This is a genomic window from Pseudomonas sp. B1(2018) (assembly GCF_003097365.1).
In the GTDB taxonomy this organism is placed as follows: domain Bacteria; phylum Pseudomonadota; class Gammaproteobacteria; order Pseudomonadales; family Pseudomonadaceae; genus Aquipseudomonas; species Aquipseudomonas laurylsulfatiphila.
In genome coordinates, this window is the sequence record NZ_PYUK01000026.1 from 49,293 (window position 1) to 64,374 (window position 15,082).

14 protein-coding genes are annotated in these 15,082 nt (G+C 59.4%); 11 read left to right on the forward strand and 3 right to left on the reverse strand.

The window, feature by feature from the left end:
* Nucleotides 1–145 precede the first annotated feature (145 nt).
* From eno to ispD, 3 genes are all read left to right on the forward strand, one after another.
* Nucleotides 146–1,435 carry a phosphopyruvate hydratase gene (gene eno / locus C9422_RS28985; protein WP_015093774.1) on the forward strand — a complete coding sequence of 430 codons (1,290 nt, stop codon included), beginning with the start codon at nt 146–148 and terminating at the stop codon, nt 1,433–1,435.
* 171 nt (nt 1,436–1,606) lie between these two features.
* The gene (gene ftsB / locus C9422_RS28990) at nt 1,607–1,885 is read left to right on the forward strand and encodes a cell division protein FtsB (RefSeq protein ID WP_116582999.1); all 279 of its coding nucleotides are present in this window, start codon (nt 1,607–1,609) and stop codon (nt 1,883–1,885) included.
* Nucleotides 1,882–2,589: a 2-C-methyl-D-erythritol 4-phosphate cytidylyltransferase gene (ispD, locus tag C9422_RS28995; protein WP_116583000.1), complete on the forward strand. Its 708-nt coding sequence runs from the start codon at nt 1,882–1,884 to the stop codon at nt 2,587–2,589. Before ftsB ends, ispD begins: the two co-directional genes overlap by 4 nt.
* Nucleotides 2,590–2,673: 84 nt before the next feature.
* On the opposite strand, the gene C9422_RS29000 is transcribed toward ispD, so the two are convergent.
* The gene (locus C9422_RS29000) at nt 2,674–3,570 is read right to left on the reverse strand and encodes a LysR substrate-binding domain-containing protein (RefSeq protein ID WP_116583001.1); all 897 of its coding nucleotides are present in this window, start codon (nt 3,568–3,570) and stop codon (nt 2,674–2,676) included.
* Nucleotides 3,571–3,677: 107 nt separating this feature from the next.
* Here C9422_RS29000 and C9422_RS29005 point away from each other — a divergent pair, with 107 nt between their 5' ends.
* The 8 genes from C9422_RS29005 (at nt 3,678) to rpoS (ending at nt 10,812) form a co-directional block, all read left to right on the forward strand.
* A complete protein-coding gene (locus tag C9422_RS29005) occupies nt 3,678–4,790 on the forward strand; it encodes an S-(hydroxymethyl)glutathione dehydrogenase/class III alcohol dehydrogenase (protein WP_116583002.1) in 1,113 nt (370 codons plus the stop codon).
* A gap of 8 nt (nt 4,791–4,798) precedes the next feature.
* Complete coding sequence (gene fghA / locus C9422_RS29010; RefSeq protein ID WP_116583003.1) at nt 4,799–5,644, forward strand: S-formylglutathione hydrolase; 846 nt, start codon at nt 4,799–4,801, stop codon at nt 5,642–5,644.
* A gap of 43 nt (nt 5,645–5,687) precedes the next feature.
* The gene (gene ispF, locus C9422_RS29015) at nt 5,688–6,161 is read left to right on the forward strand and encodes a 2-C-methyl-D-erythritol 2,4-cyclodiphosphate synthase (RefSeq protein WP_007970721.1); all 474 of its coding nucleotides are present in this window, start codon (nt 5,688–5,690) and stop codon (nt 6,159–6,161) included.
* Nucleotides 6,158–7,216, forward strand: coding sequence for a tRNA pseudouridine(13) synthase TruD (gene truD / locus C9422_RS29020; RefSeq protein WP_116583004.1), 1,059 nt, complete (start codon nt 6,158–6,160; stop codon nt 7,214–7,216). The genes ispF and truD overlap by 4 nt, the downstream gene beginning before the upstream one ends.
* Nucleotides 7,204–7,953, forward strand: a complete 750-nt coding sequence (gene surE, locus C9422_RS29025) for a 5'/3'-nucleotidase SurE (protein WP_116583005.1) — start codon at nt 7,204–7,206, stop codon at nt 7,951–7,953. Before truD ends, surE begins: the two co-directional genes overlap by 13 nt.
* Before the next feature lie 41 nt (nt 7,954–7,994).
* A complete protein-coding gene (locus C9422_RS29030; protein ID WP_177323519.1) occupies nt 7,995–8,630 on the forward strand; it encodes a protein-L-isoaspartate(D-aspartate) O-methyltransferase in 636 nt (211 codons plus the stop codon).
* A 211-nt stretch (nt 8,631–8,841) separates the two neighbouring features.
* The gene (locus tag C9422_RS29035) at nt 8,842–9,699 is read left to right on the forward strand and encodes a peptidoglycan DD-metalloendopeptidase family protein (RefSeq protein ID WP_007970727.1); all 858 of its coding nucleotides are present in this window, start codon (nt 8,842–8,844) and stop codon (nt 9,697–9,699) included.
* A gap of 105 nt (nt 9,700–9,804) precedes the next feature.
* A complete protein-coding gene (rpoS, locus tag C9422_RS29040; protein ID WP_007970728.1) occupies nt 9,805–10,812 on the forward strand; it encodes an RNA polymerase sigma factor RpoS in 1,008 nt (335 codons plus the stop codon).
* Between the two features lie 1,014 nt (nt 10,813–11,826).
* Here the strand turns inward: rpoS and fdxA are convergent.
* Together fdxA and mutS are read right to left on the reverse strand one after the other, a co-directional pair.
* Nucleotides 11,827–12,150: a ferredoxin FdxA gene (gene fdxA / locus C9422_RS29050; protein WP_116583007.1), complete on the reverse strand. Its 324-nt coding sequence runs from the start codon at nt 12,148–12,150 to the stop codon at nt 11,827–11,829.
* A gap of 142 nt (nt 12,151–12,292) precedes the next feature.
* The gene (gene mutS, locus C9422_RS29055; protein ID WP_116583008.1) at nt 12,293–14,872 is read right to left on the reverse strand and encodes a DNA mismatch repair protein MutS; all 2,580 of its coding nucleotides are present in this window, start codon (nt 14,870–14,872) and stop codon (nt 12,293–12,295) included.
* Nucleotides 14,873–15,082: the final 210 nt, after the last annotated feature.

Consider the following 15,082-nt stretch of genomic DNA (forward strand, 5'->3'; position numbering starts at 1 on the left):
CCGGTAAAGTACCGCACGATTTAACGCTCTGGCCCTCGGGCCTGAGCCTTGTCGTCTGCAAGACTGCCCGCTGCACCTCGCTTGCCGACGATCAAAGATTTCCTACAGCTGCGTCGTTTTCGTCAACTTTGGAGTGTTTACAACAATGGCTAAAATCGTCGACATCAAAGGTCGTGAAGTTCTCGACTCCCGTGGCAATCCCACCGTGGAAGCGGACGTGCTTCTCGATAACGGCATCATCGGCAGCGCCTGCGCGCCGTCCGGTGCTTCCACTGGCTCGCGTGAAGCGCTCGAGCTGCGTGATGGCGACAAGAGCCGTTACCTGGGCAAGGGTGTTCTGAAGGCCGTAGCCAACATCAACGGTCCGATCAAGGACCTGTTGAAAGGCATGGACCCAAGCGACCAGAAAGCGCTCGATCTGGCAATGATCAAGCTCGACGGTACTGAAAACAAAGGTTCCCTGGGCGCCAACGCGATCCTCGCCGTTTCCCTGGCTGCCGCCAAGGCCGCCGCACAGGACCAGGACCTGCCGCTGTACGCTCACATCGCCAACCTGAACGGCACCCCGGGTGTCTACTCGATGCCGGTTCCGATGATGAACATCATCAACGGCGGCGAGCACGCCGATAACAACGTCGACATCCAGGAATTCATGGTTCAGCCGGTTGGCGCCAAGTCTTTCTCGGAAGGTCTGCGCATGGGCACCGAGATTTTCCATCACCTCAAAGCCGTGCTGAAGGCCCGTGGCCTGAGCACTGCTGTCGGTGACGAAGGTGGTTTCGCGCCGAACCTGGCTTCCAACGAAGACGCTTTGAAAGTGATCTCCGAAGCCGTGGCCAACGCCGGTTACAAGCTGGGCACCGACGTGACCCTGGCCCTGGACTGCGCGGCCAGCGAATTCTACGAAGACGGCAAGTACAACCTGTCCGGCGAAGGCCAGGTGTTCACCGCCGAAGGTTTCGCCGACTACCTCAAAGGCCTGACCGAGCGTTACCCGATCATCTCCATCGAAGATGGCCTGGACGAGTCCGACTGGGCTGGCTGGAAGATCCTCACCGACAAGATCGGCGAGAAGACCCAACTGGTAGGCGACGACCTGTTCGTCACCAACACCAAGATCCTGAAAGAAGGCATCGACAAGAAGATCGCCAACTCGATCCTGATCAAGTTCAACCAGATCGGCACCCTGACCGAAACCCTGGAAGCCATCCAGATGGCCAAGGCTGCCGGTTACACCGCCGTGATCTCGCACCGCTCCGGCGAAACCGAAGATTCGACCATTGCCGACCTGGCCGTGGGTACCTCGGCTGGCCAGATCAAGACCGGCTCTCTGTGCCGTTCCGATCGCGTTTCCAAGTACAACCAACTGCTGCGTATCGAAGAGCAGTTGAACGGCAAGGCCAAGTACAACGGTCGCGGCGAATTCCGCGGCTGAGTCAGTACGTGGTAAAAAAGACACCGGATTGTGTCGGAAAAATCGCTACAGCGACGTTTTTGCCACTAATCTGATGCCTTATCAGCACAAGCCTGGTTCTTCCAGGCTTCGTGCTATCAGAAGCTTCACGTTTGGCATGGCTGTCTTTTTTCACTGGATACCTGATATTCGATGCGCAGTCCCAATTGGTTGTTCCTCATCCTGCTTTTGTTGCTGGCTGGCCTGCAGTACCGCCTGTGGGTGGGAAACGGCAGTCTGGCGCAAGTGGCCGAGTTGACGCAGCAGATCGCGGATCAGCAAGCTGAGAACCAGACATTGCTGGAGCGCAATCGGGTAATGGACGCCGAAGTCAGTGAGTTGAAAAAGGGCATGGAGACCGTTGAAGAACGGGCTCGCCATGAGCTGGGCATGGTCAAGGATGGTGAAACCCTTTACCAGCTGGCGCAATGAACCAGACGTTACCGGCCTTCTGGGCCGTGATTCCTGCCGCGGGCGTTGGTGCCCGTATGGCCGCGGACCGTCCCAAGCAATACTTGCAACTGGGCGGGCGCACTATTCTCGAACACAGCCTCGGCTGTTTCCTTGATCATCCTTGCCTGAAAGGCTTGGTGGTCAGTCTTGCTGTCGACGATCCTTATTGGCCGAACCTGGCGTGTGCCAGAGATCCGCGTATTGCCCGGGTCGAAGGCGGTTCCGAACGTTCCGGGTCGGTGCTCAATGCCTTGCTGCACCTGCATGCGCAGGGCGCTGATAATGAGGATTGGGTACTGGTTCACGATGCCGCACGACCGAACCTAAGTCGTGACGATCTGGACAAGCTGCTGGCTGAACTGGCTGACGACCCTGTCGGCGGACTGCTGGCAGTTCCGGCACGGGATACGCTCAAACGGGTCGACAAGCACGGTCGTGTGCTCGAAACCGTGGATCGCAGTGTGATCTGGCAGGCCTACACGCCGCAGATGTTTCGTCTTGGGGCGTTGCATCGGGCGTTGGCGGACAGCCTGGTGGCCGATGCCGTTATTACCGACGAAGCTTCGGCCATGGAGTGGGCCGGTTCGGCACCACGCCTGATCGAAGGGCGGTCCGATAACCTCAAGGTGACGCGTCCCGAAGATCTTGAATGGTTGAGGCAGCGTTGGGCTAATCGTCGTTAAAAGATCGCAGCCTGCGGCAGCTCCTACAGGGATCGGGTACGGATCCCCCCTGTAGGAGCTGCCGCAGGCTGCGATCTTTTGATCTCAAACCCGATACTCCGGCCGCTCGGCCAACCCTTCCTTCAAAAAATCCACCAACTTGCGCACCTTCGGCGACAAATGCCGTTGCTGTGGATAAAGAGCCCAAACCGCGGTGTTCGGCGGTTGATGCCCCTCCAGCAGCGAAATCAATGCGCCGCTCTTCAAATGCTCCAGCACGTAATAGTCCGGCAACTGACACAACCCCACACCCTGTAGCGCCGCGTCCAGTACGGCTTGCCCACTGTTGCAGCGCCAGTTTCCCTGGACTCGCTGGGAAAATTCCCGTCCGTTCTGTTCCAGTTGCCAAAGATCCGAACTGCCGACAAGGCAGTTGTGGCGGCTGAGTTCCGACAGGCTGTGCGGCCGGCCGTAGCGCTCAACGTAGGAGGGTGATGCACAGAGAAACATGCGCCGTGGCGCGAGGCGGGTGGCCACCAGCCGTGAATCCTGCAAGCGCCCGAGGCGGATCGCCAGATCGAGGCCATCATGTACCAGGTCGAGTTGCCGGTTGGTCAATTCGATATCGATGCGCAATTGCGGATACAGCCCCATGAAGCGGGTCACCAGCGGCACGATGAAGCGTTCACCGTAAGCCACGGCGCAGGTCATGCGCAGCATGCCTTTGGGCTCGCTGGTCAAGTCGCCCACCGCGCGCAGCGCCTCTTCGCGGCCGTCCTGCAAACGTTGGCAATGTTGCAGGAACGTTTGCCCGGCCTCGGTCAGCGCGACCCGGCGGGTGCTGCGGTAGAGCAAACGGGTTTGCAGGCGCTCTTCGAGGCGTACGATTTGTCGACTGATATGGGAGGACGAAACCCCCAGACGTTCCGCCGCAGCGGTGAACTGGTTGCACTCGGCAACGGCGACAAACTCGTCGATCCCTTCCCAGCGGTTTTCGGACATCGATGATTATCCCTGTGTGGCAATAATATTTTGCATTTACGTCGATTATTCATCGCTGAGCCATGGATTACACTCCCTGTCTCGTTTTTATTCACTGGAGAGCCATCATGATCAAGTCGCGCGCCGCCGTTGCCTTCGAGGCCAAGAAACCCCTCGAAATCGTTGAAGTCGATGTCGCCATGCCCAAGGCCGGCGAAGTCTTGCTGCGCGTGGTGGCCTCCGGTGTCTGCCATACCGATGCCTACACCTTGTCCGGCGCTGATCCGGAAGGCATCTTCCCGTCGATCCTCGGTCACGAAGGCGGGGCGATCGTTGAAGCCATCGGCGAGGGTGTGACCTCCGTGGCGGTAGGCGACCATGTGATCCCGCTGTACACCCCGGAATGTCGCCAGTGCAAATTCTGCCTGTCGGGCAAGACCAACCTCTGCCAGGCGATTCGCGCGACCCAGGGCAAAGGCTTGATGCCGGACGGCACTTCGCGTTTTTCCTACAAGGGCGAAACGATTTTCCACTACATGGGCACTTCGACCTTCTCCGAGTACACCGTGCTTCCGGAGATTTCCGTGGCGAAAATCGCCAAGGAAGCGCCACTGGAAAAAGTCTGCCTGCTGGGCTGCGGTGTCACTACCGGTATCGGTGCCGTGCTCAACACCGCCAAGGTAAAACCGGGTGATACCGTGGCCATTTTCGGCCTCGGCGGCATCGGTCTGTCGGCTGTGATTGGCGCGGTCAAAGCCAAGGCTGCCCGCATCATCGCCATCGACATCAACCCGGCGAAGTTCGAGATCGCCAAACAGCTGGGTGCAACCGATTGCGTGAACCCGAAAGACTTCGATCGTCCGATCCAGGAAGTCATCGTCGACATGACCGACGGCGGCGTCGACTTTTCCTTCGAGTGCATCGGCAACGTGCAACTGATGCGCGCGGCACTGGAGTGCTGCCACAAGGGTTGGGGCGAGTCGGTCATCATCGGTGTTGCCGGTGCCGGCCAGGAAATCTCCACCCGTCCGTTCCAGCTGGTCACCGGCCGCGTCTGGCGCGGTTCGGCGTTCGGCGGTGTGCGTGGCCGTACCGAGTTGCCAAGCTATGTGGAAATGGCCGAGACCGGTGAGATTCCGCTGGATACCTTCATCACCCACACCATGGGCCTGGAAGATATCAACAAAGCGTTCGACCTGATGCATGAAGGAAAAAGCATCCGCTCCGTCATCCAATTCTGAGGTCTGTCATGAGCCTGGAAAACATTTCCTGCCAGAAAAGCTTCGGTGGCTGGCACAAGCGCTATCGCCATCGCTCGCAAGTGCTCGGCTGCGACATGGTGTTCGCCGTCTATCTGCCGCCGCAGGCGGAGCAGGGCGGCAAGCTGCCGGTGTTGTACTGGTTGTCCGGCCTGACCTGCACCGACGAGAACTTCATGCAGAAGGCCGGCGCCATGCGCATGGCCGCCGAGTTGGGGCTGATCATCGTCGCGCCGGACACCAGCCCTCGCGGTCTTGATGTGCCAGGCGATCCGGATGGCGCCTGGGATTTCGGCCTCGGCGCCGGGTTCTATCTGAATGCCACCCAGGAACCCTGGTCGCGACACTATCGGATGCATGACTACGTTGTGCAGGAATTGCCGACTTTGGTTGAAGCCCATTTCCCGGCGTCGGACAAGCGCGGCATCAGCGGACATTCCATGGGTGGCCACGGCGCACTGGTCTGTGCTTTGCGCAACCCGGGGCGTTATCGTTCGGTATCGGCGTTCTCGCCCATTAACAATCCGATGGATTGTCCGTGGGGGCAGAAAGCCTTCTCCCGCTATCTGGGAGAGGACCGTTCGAAATGGCGTGAATGGGATGCCTGCGCGTTGATTGCCGAGGCCGATGAAAAGCTGCCGCTGCTGGTCGACCAGGGGGATCGCGACGATTTTCTCGCCACCCAGCTCAAGCCTGAAGCCTTGCAACAGGCGACCAAACTGGCCGGTCATCCGCTGACGTTGCGCCTGCAACCGGGCTATGACCACAGCTATTTCTTTATCGCCAGTTTCATCGAAGAGCACTTGCGGCATCACGCGCATGCTCTGGTTGGCTAATGCAGGTAGAATCACGCCCTGACAAAAATCGGGGCGTTTTTTTATGCGTATTGGCCACGGCTATGATGTGCACCGTTTCGCTGAAGGCGATTTCATCACTCTGGGCGGTGTGCGCATTGCACACAGCTTCGGGCTGCTCGCCCACTCTGACGGTGACGTCCTCTTGCACGCCTTGAGCGATGCCTTGCTCGGCGCCGCGGCGCTGGGCGACATCGGCAAGCACTTCCCGGATACCGACCCGCAATTCAAGGGCGCCGACAGCCGTGCGCTGTTGCGTCACGTCGTCGCGCTAGTCCATGCCAAAGGCTGGAAAGTCGGTAACGTCGACAACACCATCGTCGCCCAGGCGCCGAAAATGGCCCCGCATATCGAATCGATGCGCGCGCTGATTGCCGCGGATCTTCAAGTAGAGTTGGATCAAGTGAACGTGAAAGCTACCACCACCGAAAAGCTCGGCTTTGTCGGTCGCGAAGAAGGCATTGCCGTGCACTCCGTTGCCTTGTTGCTGCGCGCATGAACGAACTGCAATTGCTCGGCCCGCGGGCTTACGGTGAGGCTCTCGGCACGGCGGTCCTTAAGGCGATCGCGGAAGATTTCCAGGTCGACGAAGTCCTCGACATTCCCCTCAGTGGCGAAGGCGAACACCTGTGGATATGGGTGGAAAAGCGCGGCCTGAATACTGAAGAAGCGGCGCGACGGATTGCCAAGGCTGCGGGTGTGCCCTTGCGTACCGTCAGTTATGCCGGGCTCAAGGACCGTCAGGCGTTGACTCGCCAGTGGTTCAGCGTGCAATTGCCGGGCAAGGCCGACCCTGATCTGGCAGCCGCGGAAAACGATACGCTGAAGATCCTCAAGACCGCCCGCCACAAGCGCAAACTGCAACGTGGCGCGCACTCTGCCAACGGCTTCACCTTGCGCCTGACGCAGTTCGCCGGTGACAAGCCTGCGCTTGAAGAGCGCCTGCAACTGATCGCCAAACAAGGCATCCCCAATTATTTCGGCGCCCAGCGTTTCGGCCATGACGGCGGTAACGTCGTCGATGCTCGCGCCTGGGCCGCGCGCAAGGCCTTGCCGGAGCAGCGCAACGTGCGCTCGCGGCTGCTCTCCACGGCGCGCAGTTTTTTGTTCAATCAGGTATTGGCCGCACGTGTCGCCGACGGCACCTGGCAGCGTGCCCAGGTGGGCGATCTGCTGGCGTTCACCGACAGCCGCAGTTTTTTCCCGGCAGGCGAAGCCGAGTGCAGCGACCCGCGCCTGGCGATTCTCGATCTGCACCCGACCGGTCCGCAGTGGGGCGAAGGTGACTCGCCGGCCACGGGCGCTGTCCATGAACTGGAGCAGGCCATCGCCGCACGCGAAGCGGATTTGCGTGATTGGCTGATCAACGCCGGTATGAGCCACGAACGTCGCATCCTGCGGCTGCCCATTGGCGGGTTGACGTGGCATTATCCCGAGCCTGACATTCTGCAACTGGAATTCGTCCTGCCGGCCGGATGCTTCGCCACCGTATTGGTGCGTGAGCTTGTTGATCTGGTGCCGGTGGGGCAGACGGACAGCCCATGCGTATTCTGATTTCTAACGACGATGGGGTAACAGCACCCGGTCTCGCCGCGCTTTATGCTGCGCTGGCGGATTATACCGAGTGCGTGGTTATCGCCCCGGACCAGGACAAGAGCGGCGCCAGCAGTTCGCTGACGCTCGACCGTCCGTTGCACCCGCAAACCCTGGCCAACGGCTTTATCAGCCTCAACGGCACGCCAACCGATTGTGTGCACCTGGGCCTCAACGGCCTGCTGGAGCGCGAAGCGGACATGGTGGTTTCCGGTATCAACCTGGGCGCGAACCTGGGGGACGATGTCCTGTATTCCGGCACGGTGGCGGCGGCCCTTGAGGGGCGTTTCCTGAAACACCCTTCGTTTGCCTTTTCGCTGGTCTCACGCCAGGTAGAGAACCTTCCCACCGCTGCCCATTTCGCGCGCAAGCTGGTCGAAGCCCATGCCGAGCTGGATCTGCCACCGCGAACGGTACTGAATGTGAACATTCCCAATTTGCCGCTGGACCGTATCCGCGGTATTCAGTTGACTCGCCTGGGGCATCGCGCCCGAGCCGCAGCACCGATGAAGGTGGTAGATCCACGGGGCAAGTCCGGTTACTGGATCGCCGCGGCGGGGGATGCCGAGGACGGTGGTCCGGGGACCGATTTCCATGCGGTGATGCAGGGATATGTTTCGATCACGCCGCTGCAGCTGGATCGCACGTTCAATGATGCCTTCAGGAGTCTGGACGGCTGGCTGGAGGGGCTGAGCTGATGGGTCGCGAACAAGACGATATGCTGCGTCGCGGTATCGGCATGACCTCCCAGCGAACCCGGGAGCGGCTCATCCAGCGCCTGTATGAAGAAGGCATCTCCAACGCGAAGGTGCTGGAGGTCATTCGCCGGACCCCGCGTCACCTGTTCGTCGACGAAGCGCTGGCGCACCGTGCCTATGAAGACACCGCGCTGCCGATTGGCAACAACCAGACCATCTCCCAGCCTTATATGGTGGCGCGCATGAGCGAGCTGCTGCTGGAGGCCGGTCCTCTCGACAAGGTGCTGGAAATCGGCACCGGGTCGGGTTATCAGACGGCGGTGCTGTCGCAACTGGTCGAGCGAGTGTTCTCGGTCGAGCGCATCAAGGTTCTGCAGGATCGGGCAAAGGAACGTCTGGTCGAACTGAACCTGCGCAACGTGGTGTTCCGCTGGGGCGATGGTTGGGAAGGCTGGCCGGCACTGGCGCCGTACAACGGGATTATCGTCACTGCCGTGGCGACTGACGTGCCCCAGGCATTGCTTGACCAGTTGGCACCCGGAGGCCGGATGGTGATCCCGGTGGGGGCCGGTGAAGTCCAGCAATTGATGCTGATCATCCGTGAGGAACAAGGTTTTTCCAGGCATGTTCTGGGGGCTGTGCGCTTCGTGCCATTGCTCAATGGGCCATTGGCCTGAGCATTTGTTTCGGCGCGCTGAATTCTCTTCGATTGCCTTTGTCTTACAGCGGCATCGATTGCTTCAACGGGATTCATCTTCAGGCAGCAAACGTGTGCGCGACAACGATTCGCCACATTAAAGGTAAAGCGTGCACGGCCCGTTATACTTGCGACAGTTCATGCCGGACTCCGGTATTTCACATTTTCAGCCACCACAGAGGGAGCGGCGGGTGAGTCTCACAGTCATTGCGCAGCGTATGAGTAAAACGAGCTTTCAGCGCCTGGTGACTGGCCTTGTCTTGAGTACATTGCTGGTCGGTTGTTCCAGCAACAAATCCAGTGATGTTCGTGTCGTGGATCGCAACAATGCCGCGGCTCAGCGTCCGGCGGTGACCACCGGGCAATACGTGGTGCGTCCCAAGGACACCCTGTTTTCCATTGCCTTCCGTTACGGCTGGGACTACAAGGCCCTGGCGGCCCGAAACAATATTCCAGCGCCCTACACCATCCATCCGGGCCAGACAATTCGCTTTGATGGTCGTACCGATTCAACGTCGACGGCGGTGGTCAGCTCGTCCAGTTCAACACCTTCGTCGTCGAGTAAAACTACGGTCATCCGTCGTTCGGCAAACGGTACGACCACCAGCACAACGACGGTTGTACCGTCCGTCGCGAGCAAGCCGGCCCCCGCTCCTTTGCCCCCTCCGGGGCCAGCCCCGACCGGCTGGGGATGGCCATCTAATGGCATTCTGATTGGAAAATTCTCTTCAAACGGTAGTTTGAATAAAGGAATTGATATCGCCGGAGATTTGGGACAGCCTGTTTTAGCTGCGTCTGATGGGACGGTGGTATACGCCGGGAGTGGCTTAAGGGGCTACGGCGAATTAGTGATCATCAAGCACAGTGAAACCTACGTCAGTGCCTACGGACATAACCGCAGGCTGTTGGTTCGGGAGGGGCAGCAGGTCAAGGTCGGACAGACAATTGCCGAAATGGGGTCAACGGGTACAGACCGGGTGAAACTGCATTTTGAGATTCGCCGCCAAGGTAAACCTGTAGATCCGCTGCAATTCCTGCCACGTCGTTGATCGCTTACCAGCCTGTTCCGTCGCGTAGAGGGGACAGGCTCCAGCGTTGCCAGGGAGAAAGGCGCCGCTTGAGCTTGAGGTCGAACTCACCAAAGGACTATAACAATGGCTCTCAGTAAAGAAGTGCCGGAGTTTGACATCGACGATGAGGTTCTCCTGATGGAGAGCGGCATCGATACGGATTCGATGTCGAATGATGAAGGGGCGGCTCCACCTTCCGTTCGTGCCAAATCCAAACACTCCGCATCGTTGAAACAACACAAGTACATTGACTACACGCGGGCACTCGATGCCACGCAGTTGTATCTCAATGAAATTGGTTTTTCTCCCCTGCTATCACCCGAAGAAGAAGTTCATTTTGCGCGCCTGTCGCAAAGTGGCGATCCGGCCGGGCGCAAGCGCATGATTGAAAGCAACCTGCGACTGGTGGTGAAAATCGCCCGACGCTATGTCAATCGTGGGCTGTCGCTGCTGGACCTGATCGAAGAGGGCAACCTCGGCTTGATCCGGGCGGTGGAGAAGTTCGATCCGGAACGCGGCTTCCGCTTCTCGACCTACGCGACCTGGTGGATTCGCCAGACCATCGAACGCGCAATCATGAATCAGACCCGGACCATCCGGCTGCCGATCCATGTGGTCAAAGAGCTGAATGTGTACCTGCGGGCTGCGCGCGAACTGACGCAAAAACTCGACCATGAACCCTCACCCGAAGAAATCGCCAACCTGCTGGAAAAACCGGTGGGAGAGGTCAAGCGTATGCTCGGCCTTAACGAGCGGGTTTCCTCCGTCGACGTCTCGCTGGGGCCGGATTCGGATAAAACCCTGCTCGACACCCTGACTGACGACCGCCCGACCGATCCATGCGAACTGTTGCAGGACGACGACCTGTCCCAGAGCATCGATCAATGGCTCTCGGAACTGACCGACAAGCAACGCGAAGTGGTTGTACGCCGCTTTGGCCTGCGCGGTCATGAAAGCAGCACCCTTGAAGACGTCGGCCTGGAAATCGGCCTGACCCGTGAGCGGGTCCGGCAGATTCAGGTGGAAGGCTTGAAGCGGCTGCGCGAGATCCTGGAAAAAAATGGTCTGTCGAGTGAGTCGCTGTTCCAATAAGGCACTCACTGCGATGGCATGAAAAACCCCGACTGGCTCGGGGTTTTTTATTGCCTGGCCAGAAGACCGAATCCCCTCGGGATTTCGGTTTCGTGCTGTAAGCCCAGGCTTACACTTGCGTAAGTGTTCGTTATTTTTACACCCTGGCAATCGTCCATGTTGAACGCCTTTCGTTTTTATTTTTTTGATTTATATGGCAATTTTTTATTATTAAGGACGTGTGACAGCTGAGTTTCGCGCCAAGGGGCGATTGATCCCGCAGGGGAACACTCTAGTATTGAGGTTGTGTCGACGGACAGACACGTCCTTCAAGGATGAGGGATATGGAAATCGCAGGACGCGATTCATCAGGATGATGAAAAGGAACACAGGGAATAGGGAAAAAATGTGGGCGGGTCAAACCGCCCCTTTTTTTGGGTTCTTCACGGAATCCCGGGGGAACACAGATAACGAATTATCTGTAGGAGCTGCCGGAGGCTGCGATCTTTTGATCTTGTTTTTGCGATCTGGAGATTGCTGAAGATCAAGATCAAAAGATCGCAGCCTGCGGCAGCTCCTACAGGGGAAAGCGTGCACCACCAAACAACGAGGCCGAGCGTAATCTCGCCTCGCGGTGCTTTTGCGGTGCACGCCCCCTCGAGAGGCCGATCGCGGCGGGCTTTGTAGGAGCGAGCTTGCTCAGGGCGGCGTTCCGACGAAAAACCTGAGAGCGCCACGGGGTGTCAGGCACCCCGCATCATCGTTGACCTCCATCGCGAGCAAGCTCGCTCCTACAGGCCGGGCGGCGTTCCGCTCCTCCAAGTGACCCGCCGTAAAGGCGGAAGCATAAGCGGCCGTTACCGCAGAAATGGATAGGCACACCACCAATAAAATCCGCCAGGCATGAGGCCGCCATCGCCAGCAAACCGACTCATACAGTTATCGGTGTTCCCCGGCATTGTGTAAACCACCTTTTTTTGCCCGCAGAAAAGCAAAAAGGCCCTTGTGGGGCCTTTTTAGGGAACGCGGGGGTAATCAGCGTTCGAGTTGTGCGATCTTGCCTGGCTTGCCATCCCAATCAGCGGAATCAGGCATTGGATCCTTGCGTTCGGTGATGTTTGGCCAGATATCGGCCAACTCAGCGTTCAGCTCGATGAAGTTTTCCATGCCAGCCGGAACCTCATCTTCGGAGAAGATAGCTACAGCGGGGCATTCAGGTTCGCACAGCGCGCAATCGATGCACTCATCCGGGTGAATCACCAGGAAATTCGGGCCTTCGTAAAAGCAGTCCACCGGACAGACTTCTACGCAGTCGGTGTACTTGCACTTGATGCAGTTGTCGGTGACGACGAAGGTCATTTCTAATTTTCTCCTCAGGCGCGGCTTGCTGCGCCCCTTCTCGTAGGGGTCGCCAGGTTCGGGAGCGATAGTCTGCTGGCCAGGCTCTTAGCCAGCAGCATCCCAAACCGCGCGAGATTCTAACAGCTTGCAAGCCGCTGCGTTAGATCCGTGTCTTTAGTGTATAGAGCAATTCGAGCGCACGGCGTGGTGTCATGTCGTCCAGATCAAGCTTGGCCAGGTCATCCAGCACCGGGTGCGGCAGACTGGCGAACATATCGCTTTGCTGTGGAGCCGCCGGTTTACCTTTGGCAGGTGCTGGCGACTCGTGGGGCAGGGCGGTGTCTTCCAGGCGGCTCAAATGTTCGCGGGCGCGGGTAATGACTTCAGTCGGTACGCCTGCCAGCTGTGCCACGGCCAGGCCATAACTCTGGCTGGCCGGCCCCGGCAGCACGTGGTGCAGGAACACGATACGTTCATTGTGCTCGGTGGCATTGAGGTGCACGTTGGCCACCAGCGGCTGGGCCTCCGGCAGGACGGTCAGTTCAAAGTAGTGGGTGGCGAACAGCGTGTAGGCACGCAGATGCGCCAGGCGTTCGGCCGCCGCCCAGGCCAGGGACAGACCATCGAAGGTGCTGGTGCCGCGCCCGACTTCGTCCATCAACACCAGGCTGCGCTCGGTGGCGTTGTGCAGAATGTTCGCGGTTTCGCTCATTTCCACCATGAAGGTCGAGCGTCCGCCGGCCAGGTCATCGCTGGAACCGATCCGGGTGAAGATGCGGTCGACCAGCGACAATTCGCAACTGGCCGCCGGCACGAAGCTGCCGATGTGCGCCAGCAGCACAATCAGAGCGGTCTGACGCATGTAGGTGGATTTACCGCCCATGTTCGGGCCGGTGATCACCAGCATGCGCGTGTTGTCGTCCAGGCTCAGGTCGTTGGCCACGAACGGGGTGGTCAGCACTTGCTCGACCACCGGATGGCGGCCCTGGCTGATGCGCATGCACGGTTCGCTGACGAAGCGCGGGCAGTTCAGGTCGAGGTTCAGTGCACGCTCGGCCAGGTTGCTCAAGACGTCCAGTTCGGCCAGGGCACCGGCGGTGTCCTGCAAGGGTGGCAGCTGGGCGATCAGGTCTTCGAGCAGTGCTTCGTACAGCATCTTCTCGCGGGCCAGGGCACGGCTCTTGGCTGACAATGCCTTGTCTTCGAATGCTTTGAGTTCCGGCGTAATGAAACGCTCGGCACCTTTGAGGGTCTGGCGGCGAATATAGTCGGCGGGTGCCGACTCCGCCTGCTTGCTTGGCAACTCGATGAAGTAACCGTGAATGCGGTTGTAGCCGACCTTCAGGTGGGACAGGCCGGTGCGGGCCTTTTCCCGTGCTTCGAGGTCGATCAGGAATTGCCCGGCGTTTTCACTGAGCGATTGCAGTTCGTCGAGTTCGCTGTCGTAGCCGGTTTTCAATACGCCGCCGTCCCGAATGACCGCGGGCGGGTTGTCGATGATGGCTTTTTCTAGGAGTGCCGCCAGTTCCGGGTAAGTGCTGGTGATGGTGGCGAGTTGCTGGAGGTGCGGGGCTTCGAGCTCGGTCATTGCCACTTGCAGTTCCGGCAGTGCGCCGAGGGCGTCACGCAAGCGGGCGAGGTCGCGCGGGCGGGCGTTGCGCAGGCCGATCCGCGCAAGAATCCGTTCGATGTCACCGATTTCCTTGAGCTGCGGTTGCAGTCTTTCGAAACGGTAACCGTCGAGCAGGCAGGTGATCGAGGTCTGGCGCGCCAACAGCACTGTCAGATCGCGTAACGGGCGATTCAGCCAGCGGGTCAGCAGGCGGCTGCCCATGGCGGTCTGACAACGGTCCACTACCGATTGCAGGGTGTTGTCGCGGCCGCCGGCCAGGTTGGTGTCGAGCTCCAGGTTGCGACGGCTGGCGCCATCGAGAACTACGGTGTCGTCCAGGCGTTCATGACGCAAGCTGCGCAGGTGGGGCAGGGCGGTGCGCTGGGTTTCCTTGGCGTAGGCCAGCAGGCAACCGGCGGCGCCGATGGCCAGGGTCAGGTTTTCGCAGCCGAAGCCCTTGAGATCCTGGGTCGAGAATTGCTGGCACAGGCTTTTGAGCGCCGAATCGCGCTCGAAATCCCATGGCGCACGGCGACGCACACCGCGGCGTTTTTCCGCCGGCAAATCCTTGGGCCAGTCATCCGGGATCAGCAGTTCCACCGGGTTGACCCGCTCCAGTTCCGCCAGCAGGTTTTCCCAGCCCTTGATTTCCAGCACGCTGAAGTTGCCACTGGTGATGTCCAGCACCGCCAGGCCGAACAGACGCTCATCACCCAGGACGGCAGCGATCAGGTTGTCCCGACGCTCGTCGAGCAACGCCTCGTCACTCACCGTCCCCGGCGTGATGATGCGCACGACCTGCCGCTCCACGGGCCCTTTGCTGGTGGCCGGGTCACCGACCTGCTCGCAGATCACCACCGACTCGCCAAGCTTCACCAGTTTCGCCAGGTAACCCTCGGCGGCATGGTAAGGAATGCCGCACATCGGAATCGCCTGCCCCGCCGACTGCCCGCGGGCGGTCAGGGTGATGTCCAGCAACTTGGCGGCCTTCTTCGCGTCTTCATAGAAGATCTCGTAGAAGTCGCCCATGCGGTAGAACATCAACTGGTCCGGATGCTGATTTTTCAGGCGCCAGTACTGCTGCATCATCGGGGTGTGGGAGGACAGGTCGGAGACGGCTTTATTCATCGGATTGTCAGGAAGCTCGTTGAAAGAGGTGGGGCAAAAGCGGGGCAACGGCCGGGCTTTTCCGCGATGGGCGCAAGGTTACCATGGGCGCTCTACCCGACGCAGGCATCGCGGCCGGGTGACATCTTTTACGATGCAAAAAACAGGTTATGCATCGATTATGCAATTGGGCATTTGTTTTCTGCGAAAATAACCAGCACTATGCGCGGT